The sequence below is a fragment of the Breoghania sp. JC706 genome, from assembly GCF_037026715.1.
Classification (GTDB): domain Bacteria; phylum Pseudomonadota; class Alphaproteobacteria; order Rhizobiales; family Stappiaceae; genus Breoghania.
Window position 1 is genome coordinate 55,930 of the sequence record NZ_JBANCG010000003.1, and the last position, 26,905, is coordinate 82,834.

Annotated in this window: 22 protein-coding genes; 13 read left to right on the plus strand and 9 right to left on the minus strand. The window is 64.9% G+C overall.

The features are described 5' to 3' along the window. Positions 1-2: 2 nt before the first annotated feature. The 7 genes from V2L18_RS06250 to V2L18_RS06280 all read right to left on the minus strand — a co-directional run bounded on the left by V2L18_RS06250 (position 3) and on the right by V2L18_RS06280 (position 9,192). On the minus strand, positions 3-1,019 hold the full coding sequence (locus V2L18_RS06250; RefSeq protein WP_336177081.1) for a phosphotransferase: 1,017 nt from the start codon (positions 1,017-1,019) through the stop codon (positions 3-5). A 198-nt stretch (positions 1,020-1,217) separates the two neighbouring features. Further along, entirely contained in the window at positions 1,218-2,654 is a 1,437-nt protein-coding gene (locus tag V2L18_RS06255; RefSeq protein WP_336177082.1) for an amidase, read from the minus strand. A 19-nt stretch (positions 2,655-2,673) separates the two neighbouring features. Continuing rightward, positions 2,674-4,020 (minus strand): aspartate aminotransferase family protein, encoded by a 1,347-nt coding sequence (locus V2L18_RS06260; protein ID WP_336177083.1) that lies wholly within the window; start codon positions 4,018-4,020, stop codon positions 2,674-2,676. 53 nt (positions 4,021-4,073) lie between these two features. Then, entirely contained in the window at positions 4,074-5,768 is a 1,695-nt protein-coding gene (locus V2L18_RS06265; RefSeq protein WP_336177084.1) for an ABC transporter ATP-binding protein, read from the minus strand. 2 nt (positions 5,769-5,770) lie between these two features. Then, positions 5,771-6,610, minus strand: coding sequence for an ABC transporter permease (locus V2L18_RS06270; protein ID WP_336177085.1), 840 nt, complete (start codon positions 6,608-6,610; stop codon positions 5,771-5,773). Continuing rightward, on the minus strand, positions 6,607-7,578 hold the full coding sequence (locus tag V2L18_RS06275) for an ABC transporter permease (RefSeq protein WP_336177087.1): 972 nt from the start codon (positions 7,576-7,578) through the stop codon (positions 6,607-6,609). The genes V2L18_RS06270 and V2L18_RS06275 overlap by 4 nt, the downstream gene beginning before the upstream one ends. A 66-nt stretch (positions 7,579-7,644) precedes the next feature. Then, positions 7,645-9,192 carry an ABC transporter substrate-binding protein gene (locus V2L18_RS06280; protein ID WP_336177088.1) on the minus strand — a complete coding sequence of 516 codons (1,548 nt, stop codon included), beginning with the start codon at positions 9,190-9,192 and terminating at the stop codon, positions 7,645-7,647. Between the two features lie 203 nt (positions 9,193-9,395). On the opposite strand from V2L18_RS06280, the gene V2L18_RS06285 reads away from it, so the two are divergent. From V2L18_RS06285 to V2L18_RS06345, 13 genes are all read left to right on the plus strand, one after another. Next, positions 9,396-10,379 carry a glyoxylate/hydroxypyruvate reductase A gene (locus tag V2L18_RS06285; protein WP_336177090.1) on the plus strand — a complete coding sequence of 328 codons (984 nt, stop codon included), beginning with the start codon at positions 9,396-9,398 and terminating at the stop codon, positions 10,377-10,379. Between the two features lie 279 nt (positions 10,380-10,658). Then, positions 10,659-11,702 carry a C4-dicarboxylate TRAP transporter substrate-binding protein gene (locus V2L18_RS06290; protein ID WP_336177092.1) on the plus strand — a complete coding sequence of 348 codons (1,044 nt, stop codon included), beginning with the start codon at positions 10,659-10,661 and terminating at the stop codon, positions 11,700-11,702. A 201-nt stretch (positions 11,703-11,903) separates the two neighbouring features. After that, the gene (locus V2L18_RS06295) at positions 11,904-12,413 is read left to right on the plus strand and encodes a TRAP transporter small permease (protein ID WP_336177093.1); all 510 of its coding nucleotides are present in this window, start codon (positions 11,904-11,906) and stop codon (positions 12,411-12,413) included. Continuing rightward, on the plus strand, positions 12,413-13,750 hold the full coding sequence (locus tag V2L18_RS06300; protein ID WP_336177094.1) for a TRAP transporter large permease: 1,338 nt from the start codon (positions 12,413-12,415) through the stop codon (positions 13,748-13,750). Before V2L18_RS06295 ends, V2L18_RS06300 begins: the two co-directional genes overlap by 1 nt. 7 nt (positions 13,751-13,757) lie before the next feature. After that, on the plus strand, positions 13,758-14,573 hold the full coding sequence (locus V2L18_RS06305) for an IclR family transcriptional regulator (RefSeq protein ID WP_336177095.1): 816 nt from the start codon (positions 13,758-13,760) through the stop codon (positions 14,571-14,573). A 42-nt stretch (positions 14,574-14,615) separates the two neighbouring features. Then, entirely contained in the window at positions 14,616-16,700 is a 2,085-nt protein-coding gene (locus V2L18_RS06310) for a 3-hydroxyacyl-CoA dehydrogenase NAD-binding domain-containing protein (RefSeq protein WP_336177096.1), read from the plus strand. Continuing rightward, entirely contained in the window at positions 16,697-17,878 is a 1,182-nt protein-coding gene (locus tag V2L18_RS06315) for an acetyl-CoA C-acyltransferase (protein ID WP_336177097.1), read from the plus strand. The genes V2L18_RS06310 and V2L18_RS06315 overlap by 4 nt, the downstream gene beginning before the upstream one ends. Before the next feature lie 2 nt (positions 17,879-17,880). After that, positions 17,881-19,077: an acyl-CoA dehydrogenase family protein gene (locus V2L18_RS06320; RefSeq protein WP_336177098.1), complete on the plus strand. Its 1,197-nt coding sequence runs from the start codon at positions 17,881-17,883 to the stop codon at positions 19,075-19,077. 1 nt (position 19,078) lies between these two features. Continuing rightward, a complete protein-coding gene (locus tag V2L18_RS06325) occupies positions 19,079-20,191 on the plus strand; it encodes an acyl-CoA dehydrogenase (protein WP_336177099.1) in 1,113 nt (370 codons plus the stop codon). Continuing rightward, complete coding sequence (locus V2L18_RS06330; protein ID WP_336177101.1) at positions 20,188-20,607, plus strand: PaaI family thioesterase; 420 nt, start codon at positions 20,188-20,190, stop codon at positions 20,605-20,607. Before V2L18_RS06325 ends, V2L18_RS06330 begins: the two co-directional genes overlap by 4 nt. 91 nt (positions 20,608-20,698) lie before the next feature. Then, positions 20,699-22,228 (plus strand): class I adenylate-forming enzyme family protein, encoded by a 1,530-nt coding sequence (locus tag V2L18_RS06335; RefSeq protein ID WP_336177102.1) that lies wholly within the window; start codon positions 20,699-20,701, stop codon positions 22,226-22,228. A gap of 250 nt (positions 22,229-22,478) precedes the next feature. Then, the gene (dgcN, locus tag V2L18_RS06340; protein ID WP_336177103.1) at positions 22,479-23,480 is read left to right on the plus strand and encodes an N-acetyltransferase DgcN; all 1,002 of its coding nucleotides are present in this window, start codon (positions 22,479-22,481) and stop codon (positions 23,478-23,480) included. Positions 23,481-23,710: 230 nt separating this feature from the next. Further along, positions 23,711-24,565: a D-amino-acid transaminase gene (locus tag V2L18_RS06345; protein ID WP_336177104.1), complete on the plus strand. Its 855-nt coding sequence runs from the start codon at positions 23,711-23,713 to the stop codon at positions 24,563-24,565. Between the two features lie 42 nt (positions 24,566-24,607). Here the strand turns inward: V2L18_RS06345 and V2L18_RS06350 are convergent, their stop codons facing one another. After that, positions 24,608-25,507, minus strand: a complete 900-nt coding sequence (locus V2L18_RS06350; protein WP_336177105.1) for a flagellin — start codon at positions 25,505-25,507, stop codon at positions 24,608-24,610. 11 nt (positions 25,508-25,518) lie between these two features. After that, positions 25,519-26,895, minus strand: coding sequence for a flagellar hook-associated protein FlgK (gene flgK / locus V2L18_RS06355; RefSeq protein WP_336177106.1), 1,377 nt, complete (start codon positions 26,893-26,895; stop codon positions 25,519-25,521). Between the last annotated feature and the right edge of the window lie 10 nt (positions 26,896-26,905).

The following is a 26,905-nucleotide window of genomic DNA, read 5'->3' on the forward strand; positions in this document are numbered from 1 at the left end:
GCTCATTCGAATATGGCGGCGCAGCGTGCGGTGAAGGCGGCTTGACCGAAATCGCGCATGCGGTTCAGGCTTCGGCGCACCAGACCGTGCTTGCGCAGAAGCCGCTCGGCCTGATCGGGGAAGAGGCTTGCCCGCCACGACGGGATGGCAAGCCGCATCACCAGTCGCGCCAGCATGCAGGGATAGAGGCTCTCGATCTCGGGCCGCGTCAGGGATGCGACGCCGGCGTACCCGTCGAACATATCGAACACCGCATCCACCGGCTCGCTCTCGTTATCGAGAATGTAGGTGGCGGCAACCGCCACGTCGAAGGCGCGCGGCGCGTGCACCATGTCGCCGAAATCGATGATTCCGCTCACCCGGTTCATGTCGGCGGGATCGATCAGGATGTTTTCGGAATTGAAGTCGTTGTGGATCACCTGTGCCGGCAACAGGGAAAGGCGCGGCAGGACCTGTTCTTCGAAAAGGTCCAAACAGTCTGCCAGCAGGGCCCGCTCGTCGCCGTCATCGAAACAGCCAAAGACCGCCCGCAATTCCGGCGAGTGGGTCATGTCCCATGTGATCTTGTGAGCGCTTGAGGGATGCTCGAAACTCGCCAGTGCCTGCTGCATCCGCGCAATCATGAGGCCGATATTGCGCCGCTGGGCTGCGGAGTGCCGGGCGGTGCTCAGTGCCTGGCCGGCCAGGAACGTCACCACCCGCACGGCCCGCGTGCCGCCATCGGGGGCGGGAATGCGGATATCGGGCGCGCCGTTCAGCGCAGGCACGATGCGCTGGACCGGAATGCCGGGATCGACCCGGGCCACGTGCAGCAGCGCTTGCGAATGCATGCTGGTCGTCGCGGGCAGTTCGCCCGGGTTCAGCACCTTCACCAGCACGGTCCGACCATCTTCGAGCGTTAGACGGTGGTTGGAGTCCTTTTCGCCCCACAGCCATTCCGCCTTGCCATGCAGCCCGAAATGCTCGCGGGCGAGTTCCTCGATCCCGGCGTCTGAGAGGACCGGCGAGGCTGTCTGCAATTCGGCTCCGAGGCCGGCGGAGGGAGAGGAAGGACTAATGCTTGCATCCATTGCGTTGAGAGCCTTGGCCCGTCGTCTTGGGTGTGGATTTCCGGGCCGGAGGCGGCTGCCGCCATCCTCCGGCCATCGAGGTTAAGTGTTCCGCTTTCAGGTGCGCAGCTTTACAGCCTGGCGCATCGTGCCGGAATACGATGCGCTCTACATTTCGCGCGGTTCGCCGATCCGGGGCTCCGGATGGGTCGCCTGATAGGCCGCGGCCATGGACAACAGTCGGGCGTCATGAAAACTCGGTCCGACGAACTGCAACCCGATGGGCAATCCATCCGCGTCGAAGCCGCAAGGCACCGTCGTGGCGGGCTGGCCGGTCAGGTTGAAGGGGTAGGTGAAGGGCGACCAGTCGGACCAGTCTCGCCCCTCGCCCCCGCCGGGAAAGTCCACGCCCGCCTCGAAGGCGGTCAGCGGCATGGTGGGCAAAACCAGAGCGTCGTAGCGCTGGAAGAACAGCTCCATGTGCACCGTCAGTTCGGCGCGCGCCTGACGCGCTGCGAGGTAGTCGAGCGCCGAATAGCTCGCCCCTTCCGCGCAGATCTTCAGAAGGCCGGGATCCATTTTCGCCTTCTGCTCATCGCTCGGATTGAACGCGGCAAGGGCCTTGGCCTGGGCGGCGTACCAGAGTGTCAGCAGCGTTTCCTGCGGGCAGGCAAAGCCCGGATCGACCTCTTCGATGGTGGCGCCCATGTCCGCCAGCCGCTTCACGGCGCGATCCACGGCTCTTGCGACCTCAGCGTCGACCTCGGCGTAGCCGAGCGTCCGGCTATAGGCGAGCTTCATGCCCTTCACGCCCGCACCTTCGCGGACCACCTTGCGCCAGTCCGGCACGGGGGAGGGGCAGTGGCCGTAGAGCGCGCGTGGCGACCAGCCGGTGGTGGCGTTGAGGAAGAGGGCTGCATCCTCCACCGTGCGCGTCAGAGGTCCGCGGTGCGCGAGTTCGAACAATGCGGAAGGCGCGTCGGCGGGGATCCAGCCGAAGGTCGGCTTGATGCCGAAGACGCCGCAGAATGCGGCCGGGATGCGGATCGAGCCGGCACCGTCGGAACCCTCGTGCAGCACACCCATGTTGAGCGCGGCGGCGACCGCCGCCCCACCCGAAGAGCCGCCGGATGCGCGGCCCGTGTGCCAGGGGTTGAGCGTGTTGCCGGTGGCGGGCCCGTGGGTCAGGCCCTTCCAGCCGAATTCCGGCGAGGTGGTGGTGCCGAGGATGGTCGCTCCTGCCGCCCGCAACCGTTCGACGATCTCGATCTCGCGGGTTGAAGGCTCCGTGCCGCCCAGGATGGAGCCGCGCCGCCAGGGAATGCCCTTGACGGCGGTCAGCTCCTTGATGGTGGTCGGCGCACCGTCGATCGGGCTCAGCGGTTCGCCCTTGCGCCAGCGCTCTTCAGAGGCCTTGGCCTCCGCGAGTGCCGCATCCGCCACCACATAGGCGAAGGCGTTGACGCTCGGGTTGAAGCGCTCGATGCGGTCGAGCGCAGTCCGGGTCGCCTCCACGGGGGAAGCCTCGCCGGAGGCAAAAAGCTCGGAAAGCTCGGCCGCCGACATCTCGCCGAGGTCGGTCTTGGTTCGTGTTGCAACACTCATGTTAGCTGTCTCCTCACCTTCAGTTCGCCGTGAGGTTGTCGAGTGCGCGGCCAACGGCTGCGAACATTTCGTCGATCTGTTCGCCGGTGATGATGAGCGGCGGGCAGAAGCAGATGGCTTCACCGATATTGCGGGTGATGACGCCTTCCGCCTCGCAGGCGAGCTGGAGAGCGGCGGCGGCGTCGCCGGGCTTGCCGTTGGCCAGCGGCTTCATTTCCAGCGCGCCGATCAGGCCGATGCCGCGCGAGGAATGCGCGAGCGGATGCTCGGCGAGTTTCGCAAGGCCGGAGAGGAACTTCTCTTCCAGCGCGGCGGCGTTGGCGACGAGCCCGCGCTCGATGATGATCTTGACATTGGCAAGGCCGACGGCCGTGGCGACCGGGTGGCCCGACGCGGTGAAGCCGTGGCCGAAGGAGCCGATGCGCTCCGATTCATCGGCGATCGGCTGGTAGAACTTGTCGTTCATCAGGATCGCGGAAAGCGGCAGGTAGGAAGAGGAAATCTGCTTGGAGAGGACCAGCACGTCCGGTTCGATGTTGAGGCGCTCGCAGGCGAACATGGTGCCGATACGTCCGAAGCCGCAGATCACCTCGTCGGCGACCAGCAGGATGTCGTTTTTCTTCAGGATCTTCTGTACGCCTTCCCAGTAGCCGGCGGGCGGAACCAGCACGCCGCCCGCGCCCATCACCGGCTCGCCCCAGAAGGCGGCGATGGTGTCGGCGCCCTCGCGCTCGATCAGATCCTCCAGATCCTTGAGCAGGCGGGCGGTGAACTGTTCCTCCGTCTCGCCGTCCTTGCCGTAATGGACATAGGAGGGGCAGGAGGTGTGGATCATGCGGTCGAGCGGCAGGTCGAAGCTTTCATGGTTGCGGGTGATGCCGGTGATCGAGCCCGCGGCAATCGTCACGCCATGATAGCCCTTCTCGCGACCGATGATCTTCTTCTTGTCCTTCTTGCCCAGCGCGTTCGAGCGATACCACACCATCTTGCAGGCAAGATCGTTGGCCTCCGACCCGGAGGAGGTGAAGTGCACCTTCGACATCGGCACCGGAGCCAGCTTGATCAGCAGTTCGGCCAGATCCACGGAGGGGCCGTGGGTCTTGTAGGCGAAGGTGTGGTAATAGGGCAGCTTCTCCATCTGCTGCTTGGCCACCTCGGCAAGGCTTTTCTCGCCGAAGCCGAGGGCAACCGACCACAGACCCGCCAGCGCCTCGATGTAGCGTTTGCCATTGTTGTCGGTGACGTAGATGCCTTCGCCGGATTCGATCACAAGACCGCCCTCGCGCTCGTATTTGCGCAGGTTCACGTTCTGGTGCATCTGGTAGGCGACGTCGCGGGCTTCCACAGAGTTCGGCATGACGGTCATGAATTTCTCTCCGCTTATTGGTTCGGCCTTGCGGCCGCAGACTTGTGTCAGGTTCAGGCAGATGTTGCGGCGGCCATGCGGGCTTCGGTCGCGCGTCCGGGAATGGCCTCGATGAGGTTGCGCGTATAGGCGTGCTGCGGGTTCTCGAAGATGGCCTTGGCGCTGCCCATCTCCACCGCCTCGCCCTTGCGCATGACGAGCACCCGGTCGCAGATGTTGGCCGCGACCCTGAGGTCGTGGGTGATGAAGACGAGCGACAGGTTGAGCGTCCGCTTCAGGTCCGCCAGCAGATCGAGCACCTGCGCCTGGATGGAGACATCGAGTGCCGAGACGGCCTCGTCCGCGACGATGATCTCAGGTTTCAGGGCAAGGGCACGGGCAATGCCGATGCGCTGGCGCTGGCCACCGGAGAATTCGTGCGGGAAACGATCCGCCGCCTTGCCGTCGAGGCCCACCAGCTCCAGCAGTCGTTCCGCTTCCTTGTGGGCGGAGGCCCGGTCCGTGCCGAAGGCGATGGGGCCAGAGGCGATGATGCGCCCCACCTTTTCGCGCGGGTTGAGCGAGGAATAGGGGTCCTGGAACACCATCTGGATGCGCTGACGCATGGCGCGCAGTGCCTCTCCCTTGAGCGTGGCGATATCCTCGCCATCAAGCAGAATGTGGCCGCTATTGGGATCCTGCAAGCGCACGAGGCAGCGCCCGACGGAGGATTTGCCTGATCCGCTTTCGCCAACGATCCCAAGCGTCTCGCCGCGCTCCAGCGAGAAGGAAACCTCCTTGACCGCATGGATCTGGCGCTGCTTGCCAAACAGGCCGCTGCCCAGGAAATAGGTCTTGGAGAGTTTTTCTACCTGCAGCAGGGGGCCGGTTTCGTGGCTTTCCAGCGTCGTCCGCGGTTCGGCCGTGCCGGTCGGAATGGCGGCGATGAGCTTGCGTGTGTAGGAATGGCCGGGCGACAGCAGCACCTCGTCCGCCGTTCCCTGTTCCACCACCTGTCCGTGCTGCATGACGGTCACCTGATCGGCGATTTCCGCCACCACGCCGAAATCGTGGGTGATGAACATCACGGCCATGTTGTGGGTGGCCTGCAGCCGGCGGATGAGCTCAAGAATCTGCGCCTGGGTGGTCACGTCGAGGGCTGTGGTCGGCTCGTCCGCAATCAGCACTTCCGGCTCCAGCGCCAGCGCCATGGCGATCATCACGCGCTGTCGCTGGCCGCCGGAAAGCTGAAACGGATAAGAACTTGCCGCCCGCGCCGGATCGGGCAGGCCAACCTCTTCAAGCAGTTCCAGCGCCCGCTGCCTGCGCTCCCAGGGCGTGAGCAGGCCATGTGCCTCGAACACCTCCTCGATCTGGGCGGAGACTTTCATCAGCGGATTGAGCGCCGTCATGGGCTCCTGGAAGATCATCGCCACGCGCCGTCCGCGGATGTCGTAGAGCGCATCTGCCGACAGATCGAGCAGGTTCTCCCCGTCCAGCAGAATGCGCCCCTGAGCGACGCGCACTGTCTCAGGCAGCAGGCCCATGAGCGCATTGGCGGACATCGACTTGCCCGAGCCGCTTTCGCCCACGATGCAGACGATCTCGCGCGGGTGGATGTCGATGCTGACGCGGTCGACGGCGAAGGCCCGGTCGGCACCTTCCGGCAGGGCGATGCTGAGCTTTTCGATACGCACGATGGGCGTGCCATCGGGACGTTTGAGACTGCCCGGATGGATCACCGGTCTTTCGCGGGAGGTGGTGTTCATGCCTACTTCCCCTTCCGGCTGAGGCGTGGATTGAGTGCGTCGTTCAGCCCTTCGCCGACCAGATTAAGTGCCAGAACGGTGAGCAGGATCGCAAGGCCGGGGAAGAAGCTGACCCACCAGGCCTGACGGATCACCGTGCGCCCGGCGCCGATGATGTAGCCCCAGGACATGACGTTGGCATCGCCCAGTCCCATGAAGGAAAGCGCACTTTCCACCAGGATCGCGGCCGCCACCATCATGGAGGCAAGCACGATGATCGGCGACAGCGTGTTGGGCAGGATCTGGCTCCAGATGATGGTTAAAGGCTTCTGCCCCGACAGCACTGCGGCATCGACGAAGTCGCGCGACTTGAGCGCCATCACCTCGCCGCGCAGCAGGCGTGCGACCGGTGGCCAGGACACGATGGCGATGGCAACCACGATGGAGGTGATGGAGGGCTGGAAGATCGCGACCAGCACGACGGCGAGCGCGAAGCTCGGCACGCTCTGGAAGAGTTCGGTGAAGCGCATAAGGACGTCATCGACGATGCCGCCGAAATATCCCGCTAGCGCCCCGATCGGTATGCCGATGAGAAGCGACACCACGGTGGAGACAAGCCCCACCAGCAGCGACACGTAGGCGCCATGGGCGAGGCCCGACGCGAGGTCCCGGCCCATCGTGTCGGTACCCAGGAAGTAGGTGGCGTTCTCGAACGGCGGCAAGAAGGGCCGCTGCACCATCGCCCAGGGCGATTTGGGGAAGAGGAATGGTGCCGCCACGGCGAGCAGGACGATCAGAAACAGGATCACGAGCCCGGCGACGGCGCCGCGATGTTTGGAGAAGCGTTTCCAGAAATCGGTCATGACGTCACCCGGATGCGCGGATCGACGAAGCGGTAGAGCACGTCCGTGATCAGGTTGAAGAAGAGGACCATCGCGGCGGAGACGATGAACACGCCGAGAAGCAGGTTGTAGTCGCGCTGCGAGAGGGCCTCGAACATGAGCCTGCCGATGCCGGGCCAGGCGAAGACGGTCTCGATCAGCACGGCGCCGCCCACCAGCTGGCCCGCCTGCAGGCCGGCCAGCGTGACCACCGGCAGCAACGCGTTGCGCAGCACATGCCGGCGCTGGATGACCCGCGGCCGCAGGCCCTTCGCCTTGGCCGTCTTGACGAAATCCATCTGCGAGACTTCCAGCATGGAAGCACGGGTCATGCGCACGTAGATGGCCATGAAGAAGAGCCCGAGCGTTGTGGCGGGGAGCACCAGGTGGCGGGCGATATCGAGCGCACGTGCAAAGCCCGCATAGCCGGCGCCCACGGTCTCGTAGCCGAAGCCGGGCAGCCAGCCGAGCTCGATGGAAAACAGCAGCACCGCCATCAGTGCCAGCCAGAAGAGCGGGGTCGCGTAGAAGATCAGGGCGAAAAGCGAAATCAGCGTGTCGGAGAGGCGGCCCTGACGCGCGGCTGCCATGGCACCGGCGAGGACACCGAGACCGAGCGAGATGGCGAAGGCGGTCAGCGACAGCAGCAGAGTGGCCGGCAGTCGTTCCATGATCAGGTCGAGGACGGGAAGCTGCTGGCGATAGGAATAGCCGAGGTCGAGCCGCACCACGTGGGAGACATAGATCCCCAGCTGGACGTAGAGCGGCTTGTCGAGGCCGAAGCGTTCGCGCAGCTGTTCCAGGAACTGCGGATCGGCATCGCCCGCTTCGCCTGCCATGACGGCGGCCGGATCGCCCGGTGCGGCATGGATGAGGAAGAAGTTCGAAACGGTAATAACGAGCAGGATGAAAACGGCACGCACCAGCCTGCCGGCGAGGAAACGGGTCATCTCGATCTCCGGATCACAGAGTCTGACGGAGGGAGAAGAGCGGGCGCGTGCCCGCTCTTCGTTGCGTCACTTCTTGATCCAGGCGTCGCGCAAGGAGTTCGGCAGGCCGGATGCGGTCGAGATCAGGTTTTCCACGTTGCACCGGTAGGTCGTGGGGAAACCCAGCTCCAGCAGCCATGCCACGGGCACATCCTCGCGCAGCTTGACCTGCACCTTGTCGTAAAGCTCCTGGCGTTTGGCTGCCGGGAAGGCAACGGCCGCCTCGTCGAAGAGCTTGTCGACCTCGGGGTTGGAATAGCCCTCGACATTGTTGAAGGGATTGCCCTTGGCGATCTGCGAGGACTTGTAGTTGCGGTCCACGCCGATGGCCGGGTCGCCGTTCTGGTAGAGGTAGGTGAAGGCGATGTCGTAGTCCCACTGCGACGTCTTCTGGTTCCAGCCGGCGACGTCGGTGGATTCGATCTCGACGGGAATGCCCACCTCGGCGAGGTTCTGCTTCACGGCCTCGGCCCAGCGCTGCCAGGTTTCGCCATAGGGCAGCGGCAGCAGTTTCAGCGGCTTGCCGTCATAGCCCATCTCCTTCAGCAGCGCCTTCGCCTTTGCCGGGTCATGCGGGTAGCTGGGCCCGACATCGTCATAGAAGGGCAGCTTGGACGAGATCGGTCCCGTGGCGACCTTGCCGTAGCCGTTCCACAGCACGTCCTTGGCGAAGTTGCGGTCGAGCGCAAACATCACCGCCTGGCGGAACTTCACGTTGTCCATGGGGGGCTTGCGGTTGTTGAGCCACAGCCAGGACAGCGGCGCGAAGTATTCCCAGCCCTTTTCCGTGGTGCAGGTGTTGTCGAGCTTGGACAGACGCGGAATGTCGAAATTCTCGACCGAGCCGCCCGGCAGCACGCTCACCTGGCCGGTTTCATAAGCCACCGCGCGCGAAGCCGCGTCCGGGATGACGTGATAGTAGAGCTCGTCGATATAAGGCTTGCCGGGGAGATAGTAGTCCTCGTTCTTCACCAGCTTGATGTAGCTGCCGCGCTTCCACTCGGCGAACTTGTAGGGGCCGGTGCCGATGGGCTTTTCGTTGGCCGGATTGGTCTGGTAGTCCGTGCCCTCGTAGATGTGCTTGGGCACGATGGGCATGGTGTAGAAGGCGAAGCCGCGGATGAAGGCCTCAAACGGCTCCTTCAGCGTGAAGACCACCGTGTGATCGTCAGGCGCTTCCACCTTGGCCACATGACTCATCAGGTTGCGATGGCGCGGTTGCAGCTTCATCAGGAAGTCTTCGACGGAGAACATCACGTCAGCCGATGTCATCGGCTTGCCGTCATGCCACTTCACGCCGTCCTGGAGGTGGAACGTGTAGGTCAGGCCGTCTTCAGAAATGTCCCAGGACTTTGCCAGCGAGGGCATCGGCTTTAGGTTTTCGTCGTAGCGCAGCAGGCTCTCGTAGATGTTGCCGCCCACCAGCAGCGCCGGGCCGTTGGTGGTGATGCCGATCATGACGCTGGGCGGTTCGGGCTGGACGATCAGGTCCAGTTTGCCGCCGCTCACGGGGTCCGCCAGGGCTGCGGAAACCGTGAGAGCAAGGGCGAATGGTATCGATAGCAGTCGTCGCATGCACTGTCCCTCGTGGCTCGGTAGGTGATTGTCATTGACGGCTGTTCTTGCTGACAGCTCGCGATATATCGATATATCGGTTACAGCTTGACGCCGGCTGTCCCGACCTGTCAAGCATGATGGGAAGATGAATCTGCCCACCAAATCATCTCGCCTAAAAAACGATCACTGTGACCAGAGAAAACCATCCGGCTGCCAAGCGAATGACCACAAAGACACCTCCGGCGACGGCTTCGTCACCTCTGAGCAAGGCGCCCTCGCGGCCCGTCGTTGCCCTGCTCAGCACGCATCTCGACATGGATTTCATGCGCGGACCGCTCCAGAAAAAGCTGCCCGAGGCCGAGATCCGCAAGTGGCCCGACGAGGATGTGAGCGATGCCGATTTCGCCGTGTGCTGGCGTCCGCCGCATGGGGTGATGGCTGGCATGCCGCGGCTGCGCCTGCTCCACAGCATCGCCGCCGGCGTCGACAACATCCTGGCCGACCCGGAGCTTCCCGACCTGCCGGTCTGTCGTGTGGTCGACGAGAATCATGCCCGCGGAATGGCGGAATACGTGCTGTGGTCGGTGCTCTACTTCCACCGGCGTTTCGATTCCGTTCTGCGCCGGCAGGCGGAGGGCGTCTGGGCGCCGCCGCGACAGCGTGCGGCCGGGGAGGTCACCGTCGGGATCATGGGCTGGGGCAATCTGGGGCGGTCCGTTGGCGGCGCCCTGCGTGCCTTCGGCTACAACGTTCGTGGCTGGGCGCGCACGCCGCGCGAGGTGCCGGACATTGAGTTCTTTGCCGGCGTGAGCGAGCGGGAGGCTTTCCTGAGGGGCACCGATATCCTGATCTGTCTGCTGCCGCTGACCGATGAGACCAACGGCATTCTCAATGCCGGGCTCTTCGCCAGCCTGCCGGAAGGCGCTGCCCTGGTGAATATCGGCCGCGGAGAGCAGCTGAACGAGGCGGATCTCCTGGCCGCTCTCGATGCGGGGCATCTGCGCGGGGCGGTGCTCGATGTGTTTGCGCAGGAGCCGCTTCCGCCGGAAAGCCCGCTTTGGGCTCACCCGCGGGTGGTCGTCACCCCGCACATCGCCTCCACAGCGGACCCCCGCACCATCGCCGATCAGATCAGTACCAACATTCGCCGCATCCTTGCCGGCGAGGCTCTCGTGAACGAGGTGGATCGCCGCCGCGGTTACTGATCGCGGGAACGACTGCCGACACTGCAAGCAGAATGCAAAACGGTTCGGCCCAGAAGGCTGGGCCGTTTTTTTGTTTTGGACCGGCCGCCGACGGACGGTGGCTGCAAGATCCGCAATCGTCAAACGGGCGTTGAAGCTATCCGTCCGCGTCCCCCCTGTCGCTCCCGTGGACCTGTCGCCCTCCCCCTCCTCGCAGGAAAGTTCTTGCGTCCCGGTCGCGATTTGAAACATAATAAGTGGAATAGAATTCCGCATAATGGAATTAACTCGGGAGGAAACATGAAGCCCTTGGCAATCGCGGCGCTTGCCGCGTTCATCGCATGCCCAACGCTGGCGCAGGCGGAAACGACGCTGATTCTTGGTGAGGCCGGTCCCAATCGCGGGGCCCGGGCCGAGGCGTTGAACTGGTTCGTCGACAAGACGACCGAGCTGTCCGGCGGCGATCTGAAGTTCGATGTCCAGTGGGGCGGGGCGCTGTTTGGGGCCGGTGCGGCGCTGAACGGTGTTGCCGACGGGGTCGCCGATCTCGGCACCGTCATCTCCGTCTATTTCCCGCAGGAAATGGTGGCCTACGGCATCGCCGACCTTCCGCTCAAGAACGACGATGCCTGGGCGGGCATGAAGGCGACCGACGAACTGATGCGCACCAACGAGGCGATCAAGGCGAACCTCGCGGACAAAAATCTCGTCTATATCGGGACGTTCACCACGTCCGCCGTTCACATCGGCTGCAAGGGCACGGCGATCCGGACCGCCACGGATATCAAGGGCCTCAAGGTGCGTGGCGTCGGTGCCTATGGCGATGCCTTCAAGGACCTCGGTGCGAACATCGTGCCGATGTCGGTCTATGACGCCTATCAGGGCCTCGACACGGGTCTTCTCGACTGCTCGCAGGGCTACAGCTATGCGACCGTCGCGCTGAAGCAGCACGAAGTCCTCACCAGCTACACGCTGCTGAACTGGGGGCAGGTGGGCGCGCTCGGTATCCTGATGAACAAGGATGTGTTCGACAGCCTGTCGGCGGAAAACCAGAAGGCGCTCATGACCGCCGGTGCCGGCCTTTCCGACGAGTTGGGTCGTCTCATCACGGCCGACAACGAGAAGGCCATCGAGACCATGCGGGCAGCTGGGGTCGAGATCATCGAACTTCCCGACGTGCAGCGCGAGATACTGATCAAGGCGGGCGAGAAATACGTCAATGCCTGGGTGGCGCGTGCGGATGCGGCCGGCCTCGACGGAGCGGGGCTCCTGAAGGAATACAAGGGCCTGCTCGCCAAGTACGAGGCCGAGCGCGACGAGAAGGGTTATCCCTGGACGCGCTAGCGGAATGGGGGCCGTTTCGCGGCGGCTCCCTCATTTCCCATCGGGCGTTCCTCTTGCCGCATGCGCCGCGAGCCCTCGCCGCGCCCGGCAAGCGGGCGCCGTCACTCTCCTGAACATCGGGCGGATGTCGTCGGCTCCTCAAGGGCCGGAACGGATCGACACGATCGCATCTGCCCGCCCGACCGCACCGAAGGTGTCGCCATGCTGCGCCGGATCGAGCTTCTGCTTGTCGATCTCTCCATTTTCTCAGTGCTTGCTCTCGGCGTGCTGATTACCGCCAACGTGCTGATGCGGGCCCTGTTCAATACGGGCCTGCCCGATTCAACCGTCATCGTCGCGGAGCTGATGGTGGCGGCCGTCGTCCTGCCGCTCGCCGCCACCACGGCCAAGCGCGCCCACATCGCCGTGGAGTTCATCTCCAACCAGCTGCCGCCCCGCGTCGCGGACGGGCTTGTCGTGTTCGGCTCGCTCTTCGGCCTGCTGGCGCTGGCGCCGCTGATCTGGGCGGGCTGGCGCGAAGCGATAGACGCCTTCGAGAAGGGCGCCTTCTTCTTCGGCGAACTGCATCTGCCGAAATGGCCGGGCCGGGCGATCTTCGTGATCGGCATGTCGTTCTGCTGGCTGCGGCTTCTCGTGATGGTCGTGCAGGACATCCGGACCATCGCCACCGGCGGCATCCTGCCGGTCAACGACACGGAGGAGGAAGTCTGATGGACGGAACCACCGTCGGGCTCATCGCCTTCGTCGCGCTGATCGTGCTTCTGGGATTGCGCGTTCCCATCGCCTTTGCGCTTGCCGGTGTCGCGACACTCGGCACCTTCGCCATCTTCGCCTTTCGCACCGGCGTGTTCATGCCGGAGCGCGCGATCCGGCCGACCACGAGCCTGGTCTTCTCCAACAGCTTCGATCTGATCCACAGCTATGACCTGTCCATGATCCCGCTCTTCGTGGCGCTCGGGCACCTTGCCTACAGGGCCGAGATCACCACCAAGATCTACCATGCGGCGCGGGTCTGGCTGGCGGCGATCCCGGGCGGGGTGGCAATGGCGTCGGTCGTCGGCTGCGGCGGTTTTTCCGCCATCACCGGCTCCTCCATCGCCTGCGCCTCGACCATGGGTCAGATCTGTGCGCCGGAAATGCTGCGCATGGGGTACGACAAGCGCCTGGCGACGGCGTCTGTCGCTGCTGGCGGAACGCTGGGAAGTCTCATTCCGCCCTCCGTACTCTTCATCATCTACGGTATCTTCACCGAGACCTCGATCTCCTCGCTGTTCCTGGCCGGCATCCTTCCGGGTTTCATCTCCCTCCTCGGCTTCGTTCTCGTCATCTGGATCTGGGTCAAGCGCGATCCTTCCGCCGCGCCGGTCAAGGACGGGGTGGTCTCCATGCGCGAGCGCTGGCATGCCGCGCTGGAAGCCTGGCCGGCGGTGCTGCTCTTCGTCATCATCGTGGGGGGGATCTACGGCGGCTTCTTCACCGCGACGGAGGCCGCGGCGGTGTGCGTCTCGGTCACGCTCGTCATCGGTTTCGCCCAGCGCCGGCTTGGCGTGCGCTCGGTGATCGAGGCGCTGCGCAAGACGGCGATCCAGACCACGTCCATCTTCATCATCGCGGCGAGCGCCAAGATCTTCGTCGCCTTCGTCGCACTGTCGGGCGTTGCCGGCGACATCGTCGGCGCGGTCCAGGCGATGGAGCTGAACGTGGTCATGCTGATGATCGCCATCGCGGCGATCTACCTGCTCCTCGGCATGTTCCTCGATCCGATCGGCATCATGGTGCTGACCCTGCCATTGCTGGTGCCGCTGGTGGAGGGCTACGGGCTGGATCTGATCTGGTTCGGCGTTGTGGTGATCAAGCTTTTGGAAATCGGGCTGATCACGCCGCCGGTCGGTCTCAACGTGTTCATCATCGGCTCCGTCGTCGGGCGCGAGGTCCCCATCGATCGCATCTTTGCGGGTATCGTGCGGTTCCTGGCCATCGACTTCATCGTTCTCGCGCTGATCATGGCCTTCCCGATCCTGTCGCTTCTGATCCCGAATTCGATGTGAGCCATCCATGAGCCAGCAACCCGACACCACAGACCGGCGCTTCGCCACGACCCTCGCCCGGGGGCTGATGGTCCTGCGTGCCTTCCGCGCGTCAGACGACGGTCTGGGAAACGCGGAGATCGCCGAACGAACCGGGATCCCCAAGAGCACGGTCTCGCGCCTGACCTTCACCCTGCAGACGCTGGGATACCTGACCCATGCGCGCCGGCACGACCGCTACCGCCCCGGGCCGGCGCTTCTGGCGCTCGGCAACGTGGCGCAGGCGTCCATTTCCTTCGTCGATCTGGCCGGGCCGATCATGCAGCGGCTGGCCGACGAGACGGGAACGCTTTCGCTTCTTCTCGTCCGCGATGAGATCAAGCTGCTGATCGTCAAGACCTGGCGCCCCAGGGGCGTGTCGTCGCTGTGGCTGGAAGTCGGCCACCGCATCCCGCTGCACGGCTCCTCCTCCGGCCATGCCCTGCTTGCTGCAATGCCGGACGACCTGTTCGAGCGGACGGTCGCCAACGCGGCGGGTGACCGCGGGCTGACGCCGGAACGGGCGGCCGAGGTGCGGCGCGAGTCCTACGACCAGCTCGTGGCGCGCGGCTTCTCCATCACCGCGCCCAGCGACTATTTCGCATCCAGCATCCATGCGGTTTCCAAGCCCTTCTTCAGCCGCGATCTCGCCGAGCCGGTGATCTTCACCAACGGTGCCTTGCCGCAGGATCTGAGCGTGGAACGCATGGAAAGGGAGGTCGGGCCGAAGCTGAACGAAGCCGTGAAGGAGCTTGAGCGGATGATGGGGCAACCGCCGTCGACCACGGTACGAAGCAATTGGTAGTCCTCCTGAGGGAGGGCCTGGGAAACGGGAAGACAGAGCCGAATGACGGACGTTGTACGATATGAACGCGATGGGGCAGTGGCGGTGATCACCGTTGCCAATCCCCCGGTGAACGCGCTTGGCCGGGCGGTCCGGCAGGGGCTGTGGTCGGCGATCGACCGCTTCGCCGAAGACGATGCGCAGATCGCGCTGATCGTGGGAGACGGCAAGCTGTTCATCGGCGGTGCCGACATCTCCGAATTCGGCAAGCCTCCGCTGGAACCCTTTCTGCCCGACGTCTGCACGCATATCGAGCGCGCGCCGAAGCCCGTGGTCGCGGCCATTCACGGCCCGGCGCTCGGCGGAGGATGCGAGGTCGCCCTGGGCGCGCATTACCGGCTGGCGATTGCCGGCGCCCGGTTCGGCTTTCCCGAGGTCAAGCTCGGGCTGATCCCCGGCGCCGGCGGCTCGCAGCGGCTGCCGCGCCTCGTCGGCGTTGCCGCATCGCTTGAGATTATTCCCGCGGGCGATCCGATCTCGGCGGAAAAGGCTCTGGAAATCGGGCTCGTCGACCGTGTCGCGGACGGAGGTCCGCGTTCCGCCGGCCTTGATTATGCCCGCGAGCTTCTGGCGCAGAACGCGCCGGTGCGCCGGGTCGGCGAGATGCCGCATCCCGCTGCCGACGAAGCGGCCTTTGCCGATGCGCGCGCGCAATGGACCCGGAAGGCCCGCGGCGAGATCGCGCCGCTAAAGGCCATCGACGCGGTTGAGTTGGCGACGCGCCTCGATCTTGATGAAGGCGTGGCACAAGAGCGCCGGCTGTTTCTGGAGCTGATGGAAACGCCGCAGCGCGCGGGCCTGATTCATGCCTTCTTCAACGACCGCAAGGTGTCCCGTCTGCCTGAGATCAAGGACGTTGCTCCGCGCTCCTTTGCGAAGGTGGGCATCATCGGCGGTGGCACCATGGGCGCCGGCATCGCGACCTCGTGCCTGCTCGCTGGTCTGACCGTCACGCTGGTGGAGCGCGACGAGGCGGCCGCCGACAAGGCCCGCGCGACGATCACCGGCAATCTGGATGTGGCGGTCAAGCGCGGCAAGCTTTCGCCGGAAAAACTCAGCCCCACGCTCGATGCTCTTTCGACAGTGACCGACTACGCGGCGCTTGCCGATGCGGATCTCGCGATCGAGGCGGTGTTTGAGGACATGGCCGTCAAGCGCGAGGTCTTCGGTCGGCTCGATGCGGTGATGAAGGCGGGCGCGGTGCTCGCCACCAACACCTCCTATCTTGACGTGAACGAGATCGCGGCGGCGACATCGCGCCCCGCCGACGTGATCGGGCTGCACTTCTTCTCGCCCGCCCACGTCATGAAGCTGCTGGAGGTCGTAGTCGCGGACGCAACGGCGCCGGACGTGACGGCGACCGCCTTTGCGCTTGCCCGGCGGCTCGGCAAGGTCGCGGTCCGCGCCGGCGTTTGCGACGGCTTCATCGGAAACCGGATCCTCTTCACCTATCGCGGTGCGGCCGACCGGATGATCCTGCAAGGCGCCTCGCCCTGGCAGATCGATGAGGCGATCAAGGCCTTCGGGCTGCCTATGGGGCCCTTCGAGATGGCGGATCTTGCCGGGCTCGACATCGGCTACATGACGCGCCAGCGCAAGGCCGCGACCCGCGATCCGCGCGATGTCGTGCCCACCTGGGCGGACGAGATGTACCACCGGGGCTGGCTCGGTCGGAAAACCGGCAAGGGCTTTTACCTCCACGAGGGCGGCAAGGCCGTTCCCAACAAGGATATCGAACCGCTGTTGGAGGCGGCGCGCGAGGGCCACGTGCAGCGCACCTTCGATGCGGCCGAGATCCAGCGCTTCTACATGGCCGCGATGGTGAACGAGGCGGCGAAGGTGGTCGAGGAGGGCATCGCGCAGCGCCCGCTCGATGTCGATGTGACGCTGCTCTACGGCTACGGCTTCCCGCGCTGGCGCGGTGGGCCGCTGCACTGGGCCGACAGCGAAGGCCTGCCGGCCCTCGTTTCCGACATGGAGACCTGGGCTGAGGCCGACCCGTATTTCTGGCAGGTCTCGCCGTTGCTGAAGCGGCTCGTGGCCGAGGGCCGCACCTTCGCCAGTCTCAACGAGGAGGAGGGGAAATGACGCGCGCCGTTATCGTTTCAACCGCACGCACCGCGATCGGCAAGGCCGCGCGCGGTGCTTTCAACCGGACCCACGGTGTCACGATGGCGGGCCACGTCGCCCGCCACGCGGTGGAGCGCAGCGCCATCGATCCGACGCTCATCGAGGATTCGATCTGGGGAACGGGCTATCCGGAACACGTGACCGGCGGCAATCTGGGGCGGCAGGTCGTGGTGCGGGCCGGGCTTCCGGTGTCAGTCGCCGGCACCACGGTCAACCGTTTCTGCGCGTCAGGACTGCAGGCCATCGCCATGGGCGGGCAGATGATCGCCGGCGAAGGGGCACGTGCGGTGCTGGTCGGCGGCGTGGAGAGCATTTCGCTGAACCAGCCGACTCCGCGCCATTCCCGCGAGGGCTGGATCGAGGCGAACAAGCCCGATCTCTACATGACCATGATCGATACGGCCGACCGGGTAGCCGCGCGCTACAACGTCAGCCGCGAGGCGCAGGACGAACTTTCGCTCGCCTCCCAGAAGCGCACCGCCGCGGCCCAGGCCGCGGGCGTTTTCGACAATGAGATCGTGCCGATCGACGTGGAAAAGGCCGTGACCGACAAGGCGACCGGCGAGACCTCGCTTCAGGCCGTCACGATCGCGCAGGACGAATGCAACCGTCCGTCCACCACGCTGGAGGGACTCGCGGGACTCCAGCCGGTGATGGGGGCAGACCGGTTTGTCACGGCGGGCAACGCCTCGCAGCTCTCCGACGGCGCGGCTGCGCTCGTCATGATGGACGAGGCGGAGGCGGCGAAGGCGAACATTGCGCCGCTTGGCCGCTATCTCGGCTTCGCGGCCGCCGGCTGCGAGCCGGACGAGATGGGCATCGGACCGGTCTTCGCCGTTCCGCGCCTGCTCGAACGTCACGGACTGACGATCGACGACATCGACCTGTGGGAGCTGAACGAAGCCTTCGCCAGCCAGGTCATCTATTGCCGTGACCGGCTCGGCATCGACGATCAGAAGCTGAACGTCAACGGCGGCTCCATCTCCATCGGCCACCCGTTCGGCATGACCGGTGCGCGCATGACGGGCCATCTCTTGCTGGAGGGGCGCCGCCGCAAGGCCAAGTACGGCGTCGTGACCATGTGCGTGGGCGGCGGGCAGGGTGCCGCCGGCCTTTTCGAAATTTTCGGAGACTGACGATGAACCTCAATTTCACCGCAGAGCAGGCGGCCTTTCGCGATGAGGTCCGCGCGTTTCTGGACGCCGAACTGCCCGCCCGCCTCGCCAACAAGGTGGCGCAGGGCAAGCGCCTTGCGAAGGCCGACTACGAGGAATGGCACGCGATCCTGAACGCGCGCGGCTGGCTTGGTGTCAACTGGCCGAAGGAATATGGCGGCACGGGCTGGGATGCCGTGGAACGCCATATCTTCGAAGAGGAGACCACGCGAGCCCATGCGCCCCGCATCCTGCCCTTCGGCCTCGCCATGCTCGGGCCCGTGCTGATGAAATTCGGCAATGAGGCGCAGAAGGCGCACTACCTGCCGCGTATTCTCAACGGCGACGACTGGTGGTGCCAGGGCTATTCGGAGCCGGGCGCCGGGTCCGATCTGGCGAACGTCCAGACCACGGCCGTGCGCGATGGCGACCACTACGTGGTCAACGGACAGAAGACCTGGACGACGCTCGGCCAGTACGCCAACAAGATCTTCTGTCTGGTGCGCACGTCCAAGGCCGGCAAGCCGCAGGAAGGCATCAGCCTTCTGCTGGTGGACATGGACACGCCGGGCGTGGAGGTTCGTCCGATCGTGCTGATCGACGGCGAGCCGGAGGTGAACGAGGTCTGGTTCAGCAATGTCCGCGTGCCGGCGGAAAATCTGGTCGGCGAGGAGAACAAGGGCTGGACCTACGCGAAGTACCTGCTCACCCACGAGCGCACGAATATCGCCGGTGTCGGTTTCGCGCGCGCCGGGCTCTCGGCCCTGAAGCGCATCGCCGGCGAGCAGATGGACGGCGGGCGTCCGCTGATCGACAACCCCTTCTTCGCTGCGAAGGTGGCGCAGGTCGAGATCGACCTGATGGCCATGGCCACGACGAACCTGCGCACGATCGCGGCCGCGCAATCCGGCCAGGCGCCGGGGGCGGAAAGCTCGATGCTGAAGATCAAGGGCACCGTCATCCGCCAGCAGATCAACGCGCTCGCCCGGCAGGCCGTCGGGCCCTACGCCGCGCCGTTCGTTTCCGAAGCGCTCGATGAGGGGGCGAATGTCGAGCCCGTCGGCCCGGCCTACGCCATGCCGGCGACGCAGGCCTATTTCAACAACCGCAAACTGTCGATCTATGGCGGCTCCAACGAAGTGCAGCGCCAGATCATTTCCAAGGCGATCCTGGAGCTCTGAGATGGATTTCAAACTGACTGAAGAGCGGCAGATGCTGCAGGACGGCATGCGGCGCTTGCTTGCAGACACGGTCACCCACGAAGGCATGATCGCGGCAAGTGAAACGCCGGCAGGCTATGATCCTGCGCTCTGGCAAGCGCTCACAGAAATGGGCGTGCCCGGCGCGATGTTTGCTGAAGAAGCCGGTGGCTTCGGCGGCATGGGCTTCGACATCATGGTCGTGAGCGAGGAACTGGGGCGGGCAGGTGCCGTGGTGCCGCTCATCGAGAGCGCCATCCTCGCCGGCGGCATTCTCGCGGATGCCGGCCGTTCGGCCGAGGTCGAGGAAATCATCGCCGGGCGGTGCTTCGCCTTCGCGCACGGCGAGCCGGCGTCGCGCTACGATCTTGCCCACGTCGAAACGCGGGCCGAGAAGACCGCCGACGGCTGGCGGCTCGCCGGTGCCAAGGCTGTTGTCCATCATGCGCCGGCCGCCGACATGTTGGTGGTTTCCGCCCGCACGTCGGGCGATGTCGACGACGAGGACGGCATATCCCTGTTCCTCGTGCCTGCCGATACGGCGGAGATGCGCGATTACCCGCTCTACGGCGGCGGCCGCGCGGCGGAAATCCGTCTTGACTGCACCGTCGCGTCGGACGCTCTCCTGGGAGAGGAAGGCAAGGCCTTCGCCCTGATCGAGCGGGCCAACGCGCGGGGCTGCGCCGCGCAATGCGCCGAGGCGCTGGGCCTGATGGAGACGATCAAGACGCTGACGGTCGATTACCTGCGCCAGCGCCGCCAGTTCGGCCAGCCTATCGGCAAGTTCCAGGCGTTGCAGCATCGCATGGCCGATGTCCTGATCGAGATCGAGCAGGCCAGAAGCGCGGTCATCAACCTGTGCGGGCATCTGGAGGCGTCGAGGGCAGAGCGCGAGCTGCAGGTCTGCGCCGCGAAGAACCTGATCGGCCGTGCCGGCAAGCTCGTGGCGGAGGAAGCCATTCAGATGCACGGCGGTATTGGCATGACGCAGGAATACGCGCTGGGGCATTTCGCCAAGCGGCTCACGATGACGGACCATCGCTTCGGCGATACCGACTATCACCTTGAGCGTTTCATCCGGCTGAGCGCCCGATGACCGAGATCATACGCGACGAGACCGGAACCCAGCGTACTCTGGGTTATGTCCTGGAAATCGGCCATGCGGATGGCGGCGCGCGCTGTCATCTCGACGTGGGCGAGGAGCACGCGAACCGCCACGGCGTGCTCCATGGCGGGATTGCGACCGCCATCCTCGACAACGCCATGGGTGCGACGTCGTCGCTCAGCGTGGATCCGCGTGGCAGGGAACCGTTCATGACGATCACCATGTCGACCCAGTTTCTGGCGCCTGCCTTAACCGGCAAGCGGGTGACCGCGCGAGGCCGCATCACCGGCGGCGGCCGTTCGCTTCTGTTTGTGGAAGGCGAACTGGTGGATGAGGATGACCGTCTGATCGCGACCGCCACGGGCGTCTTCAAACGCGCCCGCCGTGGTCAGGACGGTGTGGCATGAGATGCCCGGCCTTTTCCTGCCGGGCTCTCGCAACCGATCGAAGTCTTCGGATGTGGCCGAAGCGGCGCAGGATGCGTCGGGGAGGAAATCAATGACATTCACCCGTATCCACCAGCTTGCGGAACAGCACCTGGCGATTCGTCCCGATGCGCCCGCGATCAAGGATTGCGACGGCACCGTCTACAGCTGGGCGCGATACTGCGCGCTGATCGACGAGGCGGAAGCGTTGCTGCGCGCCAATGGCGCGGTTTCCGGCGAGCGCGTGCTCGTGGTGGGCGAAAACTGTCTTGCAATGCCGGTGCTGATGCTGGCCTGCTCGAGGATCGGCGCCTGGGCCGTGCCGGTCAACGCGCGCATGTCGGCGGGCGAGATCGCGCGCATTTCATCCCATGCCAACCCGGTCCTGACGCTCTTTACCTCGAACGTCTCCGCCGAGGCGCGCGCGCATGCAGGCGAGGCGGCGGCGATCGAGACGGGGTTCGGCGCATTGCAGATGTCGCAAGGCGTCAGCGATCCGGAGGTTGGCGGCGGGGCGGACACTGCCCCCGCCATCCTGCTCTATACGACCGGCACCACGGGTGATCCGAAGGGGGTCATGCTCAGCCACGGCAACCTTCTTTTTGCAGCGCGGATTTCCGCTGAATTGCGCGATCTCTGCCCGCGCGATCACGTCTACGGCGCCCTGCCGCTGACCCATGTGTTCGGCGTCGCCTCCATGCTGATGGCGTCCGCTCATGCCGGGGCGATGGTGGAGCTTGCCACGCGCTTTTCGCCGGTCAAACTGTTCGAGGCCCTGCGAAACGGCGCAACGGTTATGCCGGCGGTGCCGCAGATGCACGCCCTCCTCATGGCCCATGCGGAGGCGCAAGGACTGACGAAACTGGGCTCCACGACGCTGCGCTACGTCTCGTCGGGCGCCGCGCCGCTTGATCCGACCTGGAAACGCAAGGCCGAGGCCTTCTACGACCTGCCGCTGCAGAACGGCTACGGCATGACGGAAAGCACGGCCGGCATCAGCGGTACGCGCAACAGGATCGGCGATCCGGATATCAGCGTCGGCCCGCCGCTGCCGGGGGTGGAAGTGAAGCTCGATACGACCGGCGGAGAGGATCCGGGCGTCGGCGAAGTCCTGACGCGCGGCCCGCATGTTATGCTGGGGTATTTCCGCAATCCGGCCGCGACAGCGTCCGTGATGACGCCGGACGGCTTCCTGCGCACGGGCGATCTGGGGCGGTTTGACGACGAGGGCCGCCTGCACATCGTGGGGCGGGCGAAGGAGCTGATCATCCGCTCCGGCTTCAATGTCTATCCGCCGGAAGTCGAGGCGGCGCTCAACGACCATCCCGCCGTCATCCAGTCCGCCGTCGTCGGCCGGGCGGTCGATGGCGACGAGATGGTGCTGGCCTTCGTGCAGACCAACCCGGCCAGCGATGTCACGGAAGAGGATCTGCGCGCCTTCGCCGCCGAGCGGTTGACCGGCTACAAGCGTCCCTCGCGGATCTTCATCGTGCAGGCCCTGCCGGCGGCCGCCACCGGCAAGATCCTGAAGCACCAGCTTCTCGACCGTTTCGAGGATATCGTCGGTACGCAGGCGCTGGAGCTTCCCGGGCACGGTTCATGACCTGACCGCTTCGGCACTTCCTGAGGCTCAACGCAAAGGAACCCCCGGTCAGACGCGGCCGGGGGTTCCTTTGTTTGCGGTGCAGGTCAGTTGGGAACCGATTTCTCCAAAGGCCATCTTGTCCCTTTCGTTCGGCTTGGGCATTGTCTCACCATGTCGCGTTGCGAGGTTTGCGCCGAAAGGCCCTCGAATGGCGCGAAACCTGCATGCCGGCGCGTCGTCCGGTCTCCTCCAACAGAGCTCTTCTTCCATGATCGAAACTCCCTATCTGCTGTTCCTGGGCGATGCGCCCGATCCCCTTGCTGCGAAGGTTGCCCAGGGCATCAGGGACTGGCGCCCCGACCACGCGCTCGGGCAATTGCGGCTCGATGGCTGCAAGGCCGACATGCGCTTGCCGGACATGACGATCGCGGAGGCGGTGGCCGCCGGGGTGAAGACGCTGGTCATCGGTGTGGCGAACCGCGGCGGGGTGATCTCGCCCTCGTGGAAGTCGGTGCTTCTCGAGGCGCTCGACGCCGGTCTCGACATCGCTTCCGGGCTGCACAATCTTCTGCGCGACGAGGCTGATCTGGCGGAGAAGGCCAAAGCGCTCGGCCGCACGCTGCATGACGTGCGCGTGCCTTCCGTGCGCTACCCGATCGCCAACGGCAAGAAGCGGACCGGCAAGCGCGTTCTCGCGGTCGGGACGGACTGCTCGGTCGGCAAGATGTACACCGGACTGTGCATCGAAAAGGCGATGCACGCGCGCGGCCGCAAGGCGACCTTCCGCGCCACCGGCCAGACCGGCATCCTGATCACCGGCGACGGCGTGCCGCTCGATGCGGTGGTGGCGGACTTCATGGCCGGCTCGATCGAATACCTGACGCCGGACAACGAGCCCGACCACTGGGATGTCATCGAGGGACAGGGCAGCCTCTTCCATGCCTCCTATTCCGGCGTGACGATGGCGCTCATCCACGGCGGCCAGCCGGATGCGCTGGTTCTGTGCCACGAGCCGAACCGGCCGCACATGCGGGGTCTGCCGGAATACAAGCTGCCGAGCCTGGAGGATGTTCGCGACGTGGCGCTGCGTCTTGCGCGTGTCGTCAATCCGGCGTGTCAGGTGGTTGGCGTCTCGCTCAACACCTCCGCACTGTCCGATGATGCCGCACTCGCCCTGTGCAATGCCACCGAGGCGCGGCTCGGCCTGCCCACTGTCGACCCGTTCCGCCACGGTGCGGATCGGCTCGCCGAAGCGCTCGAAACTATTTGAAGCCACGGGGTGCTCCGGAACGCGGTTGGTGAAATGCGCTCGGATTGAAACCATCCGAGCGAAAGGAATATGGTTGAACAACCGGTTCCAGCCAGCCGATTCCGGCGCGATTTTCTGCCGCCTGCCAGGCTTGTCCGGGCGGCGTGCGCCAATGGCAGGCGGGACGTCTGCCCGCCTGCCTCGCGGAGCGCGATCGTCCTCCGCCTTCTCTTGATCCTTGAGGTTCCTGAATGCGTACGGTCTATGTGAATGGCAACTATGTGCCGGAAGACGAAGCCACCATTTCGGTCTTCGACCGCGGTTTCCTCTTCGCCGATGCCATCTATGAGGTGACGTCCGTCCTCGACGGAAAGCTCATCGATTTTTCCGGCCACATGGCACGGCTGCATCGCTCGCTCAGTGAACTCCGTATGTCCCTGCCTATGAAGGATGCGGACATGCTCGCCATTCACCGCGAACTGGTGAGCCGCAACGCCATCACGGAGGGGCTCGTCTACCTGCAGATTTCGCGCGGCGCCGCCGACCGCGACTTCCTCTTTCCCGGACCCGACGTGCCGCCGACCGTCGTCCTGTTCACGCAGGAAAAGAAGGTCGTCGACAGTCCGCTTGCAAGCCGTGGCCAGAAGATCATCACCGTGGACGATCTGCGCTGGCGGCGGTGCGACATCAAGACCGTGCAACTTCTTTGGGCCTCGCTGGTGAAGAATGAGGCCAAGGCGAAGGGCGCGGACGATGCCTGGATGGTGCGCGAGGGTCTGGTGACCGAAGGCTCGTCCAACAATGCCTATATCGTGACAGGCGACGGCACGATCGTGACACGCGACATCTCCAACGACATCCTGTCGGGGATCACGCGCACGGCCGTTTTGAAATGCGCGGAAGAGATCGGCGTCAAGGTCGAGGAGAGGGCCTTCACCGTGGCCGAGGCCAAGGCCGCCAGCGAGGCGTTCTCGACATCCGCGACCGGGTTCGTCAATCCGGTCGTGCAGATCGACGGTACGCCGGTCGGAGACGGCAAACCCGGGCCGGTCGCCAGGCGTTTGCGCGAGATCTACATCGAAACGGGCCGCGCCGCCGCCATCTGAGCGGCGCAGGCCGCATTTCGGCGGCGCGGGCCTTGCCGCGTCCTACAGATAGTCCAGCAGGCTGAGGCTGGAGAGCTTGCCGACCGCGGCATAGCTTGCCTCAAGTTGCGTCTCGTATTGTGCCACCGCAACGGCGACGCTTGCGAGATCGGCTGAGCGCGTGTCGTCGATCGATGTCTCGGTCAGAGCTATGAAATTTTCCTGCTCTGTTTGCGCGTTCTCCAGTGCAGAGGCCGACAGGCTGAGCCCGCTCTGGATAGCGATCACCGCATCCTGGGCGTCGACCAGCATTTCGGAAATGGCTGTCAGGTCGTCGCTTGTCAGTTCGTCCGCGTCGGCGATGTAGGACAGCGCGCGGATCGTCTGTTCGAAGGCGTCGTTATCGGCCGTGACACCGTAGGCGACCTTGCGATCCGATCCGACCTGCACGGTGATGATCGTGTCGTCGCCGGTGTAGTAGCTGGTGTCGGCCGTATCGAGATCGGATCCGCCGGTGTAGCTGTCGAGATCGACCGGTGCTTCCTGGGTGTTGCTGCCGGCGAAGAGATAGCGCCCTTCGTACTGCGTGTTGAGGAGCGACTCCACTTCCTCCAGAAGGCTCGCGGCGAGATCCTGCAGGGTATCGATGTCGGAGGTGTCGACGGAGGCTGCGGACACCTCGGTGCGGGCCTGGGTCAGGGCATCGACGATGCTTCCGGTCGCCGAGTACATCACCTCGACGCGGTTGGTCGCCTGTTCGGCGGCCGAGGAATAGGAGTTGGCGCGCGCCAGCGACACCTCAAGATCGACCAGCTTTCCCGCATCCGTGCCGAGCCCGCCGTAATCGGACGAGATGAGCCCGGAGGCTTCCTGCGTCTGCTTCTCCGCGAGCTTTGCCTGGGTGGTCAGGGCGTAGTTCAGCAGTGAGTTCGACAGGGCGAAGGTGGCGACACGCATGACCATTCTGCGTCTCCTTACGAAACCGCCGCGAGCAGCGCTTCGTACATTTCCTGGATCGTGCTGAGGAGCTGTGCGGACGCGGAATAGAGCGTCTCGAGTTCCGATATCCGCTCCGTTTCTTCATCGACGTTGACGCCGTAGAGCGAGGAAATGCTGTCCGAAACGGTCTCCAGCGCCGTGGTCGCGGTATCGAGCTTCGAATTGGCGCTGGTTGCCTGGGAGACCACGTTCGTGAGGATGTCGCTGGCGTAATCGGCAAACGTCGTGGTGGTCGCGCCAAGGTTGCCGGCGGCAGAGAAATCGGTGTCCCCCTGAACGACATCGAGCAGCGCCTGCGCGGTTTCCGCCTCGTCGCTCGTTCCGAGAATGCCAGTCGGAGTGGCGAGGATGGTGTCGCTGACCGCAATGTCGGAGGCGTCGGTGCCGGTGAGAAGATCCGGGCTGATGGCATTCAGTTCCTCGATCAGGCTGCTCGCCATTTCGTCGAGCGTGTCCTGGACGGCCGGCAGTGTCTCGTCGCGCAATGTCAGTAGCGCGCCGATCGTGCCGTTGCTGATGTCTTCGGTGATGTCCGAGCCATCGACGCTGACGCCGGAAAGACCGGAGGACGTGCCGTCGTAGCTCCTGTCCGATGTAACGATGCTGGAGGTGTCGAATTCCAGATAGTGGGCGGAGTTGCCGACGAGGACCTGGCCGGACGTGGTGTAGACCTTCATCGTGCCGTCGTCGGAGATGAAGCTGGTAACGCCGAGCTGCTCGGACAGCGTCACCAGGGCCTGGTTGCGCTGGTCTTCGAGATCGGCTGTCGACACGCCACGGGCGGAGGCCGCGAGGATCTGGTCGTTCAGGTCGGCGATCGTTGCAATGGCGTCGTTTGCCGTCGATACGGCATCGCCGATCGCGCTGTCGGCGTCCTCTCGCAAATCCTGCACGCTGGCGGACGTGCTGCGCAGCTGCGTGGCGAGGACGTCGAGTGCCGAGACCGCTGTCGCCGCGAGAGTGGTGCTCTCCGGGGTGTTGACCAGATCCGAAAGCGCCGTTTCCAGCGCGGCGACCTGGTTGGCGAGCGACGTGCCGGTTTCGTCGCTGTTGGACGTGGTTCCCAGTGCCGTCTGAAGCTGGTCGAGGTAGTCGGCCGTCGCCGTGGCCGCGGCCGCATCGGACGTGGCGTCGGCCAGATCGGAAATGAGAAGCTGGGAGACCTTCGACGTCAGCCCCGTGACCTCGACGCCGGTGCCGACGCCGGAGGTCGTGGCGGTGGAGACCGTCGCCTGTTTGCGCGTGTAGCCTTCGGTGTCCGCATTGGCGATGTTGGCAGCGGTTATGGCCAACTGCGACTGCGTTGCCGAAAGCGACCCGGTGGCGATGCTGCTTGCGACGTTCAGCGACATGTCTGCCTCT

Coding starts and splice junctions, on each gene's coding strand:
- V2L18_RS06260 (WP_336177083.1), bottom strand. CDS start 4,020: ATGACCGTCATGCCGAACTCTGTGGAAGCCCGCGACGTCGCCTACCAG.
- V2L18_RS06310 (WP_336177096.1), top strand. CDS start 14,616: ATGACGGACGTTGTACGATATGAACGCGATGGGGCAGTGGCGGTGATC.
- V2L18_RS06285 (WP_336177090.1), top strand. CDS start 9,396: ATGACCACAAAGACACCTCCGGCGACGGCTTCGTCACCTCTGAGCAAG.
- V2L18_RS06275 (WP_336177087.1), bottom strand. CDS start 7,578: ATGACCCGTTTCCTCGCCGGCAGGCTGGTGCGTGCCGTTTTCATCCTG.
- V2L18_RS06255 (WP_336177082.1), bottom strand. CDS start 2,654: ATGAGTGTTGCAACACGAACCAAGACCGACCTCGGCGAGATGTCGGCG.
- V2L18_RS06280 (WP_336177088.1), bottom strand. CDS start 9,192: ATGCGACGACTGCTATCGATACCATTCGCCCTTGCTCTCACGGTTTCC.
- V2L18_RS06305 (WP_336177095.1), top strand. CDS start 13,758: ATGAGCCAGCAACCCGACACCACAGACCGGCGCTTCGCCACGACCCTC.
- V2L18_RS06325 (WP_336177099.1), top strand. CDS start 19,079: ATGGATTTCAAACTGACTGAAGAGCGGCAGATGCTGCAGGACGGCATG.
- V2L18_RS06345 (WP_336177104.1), top strand. CDS start 23,711: ATGCGTACGGTCTATGTGAATGGCAACTATGTGCCGGAAGACGAAGCC.
- flgK (WP_336177106.1), bottom strand. CDS start 26,895: ATGTCGCTGAACGTCGCAAGCAGCATCGCCACCGGGTCGCTTTCGGCA.
- dgcN (WP_336177103.1), top strand. CDS start 22,479: ATGATCGAAACTCCCTATCTGCTGTTCCTGGGCGATGCGCCCGATCCC.
- V2L18_RS06330 (WP_336177101.1), top strand. CDS start 20,188: ATGACCGAGATCATACGCGACGAGACCGGAACCCAGCGTACTCTGGGT.
- V2L18_RS06315 (WP_336177097.1), top strand. CDS start 16,697: ATGACGCGCGCCGTTATCGTTTCAACCGCACGCACCGCGATCGGCAAG.
- V2L18_RS06335 (WP_336177102.1), top strand. CDS start 20,699: ATGACATTCACCCGTATCCACCAGCTTGCGGAACAGCACCTGGCGATT.
- V2L18_RS06290 (WP_336177092.1), top strand. CDS start 10,659: ATGAAGCCCTTGGCAATCGCGGCGCTTGCCGCGTTCATCGCATGCCCA.
- V2L18_RS06270 (WP_336177085.1), bottom strand. CDS start 6,610: ATGACCGATTTCTGGAAACGCTTCTCCAAACATCGCGGCGCCGTCGCC.
- V2L18_RS06300 (WP_336177094.1), top strand. CDS start 12,413: ATGGACGGAACCACCGTCGGGCTCATCGCCTTCGTCGCGCTGATCGTG.
- V2L18_RS06350 (WP_336177105.1), bottom strand. CDS start 25,507: ATGGTCATGCGTGTCGCCACCTTCGCCCTGTCGAACTCACTGCTGAAC.
- V2L18_RS06320 (WP_336177098.1), top strand. CDS start 17,881: ATGAACCTCAATTTCACCGCAGAGCAGGCGGCCTTTCGCGATGAGGTC.
- V2L18_RS06295 (WP_336177093.1), top strand. CDS start 11,904: ATGCTGCGCCGGATCGAGCTTCTGCTTGTCGATCTCTCCATTTTCTCA.
- V2L18_RS06265 (WP_336177084.1), bottom strand. CDS start 5,768: ATGAACACCACCTCCCGCGAAAGACCGGTGATCCATCCGGGCAGTCTC.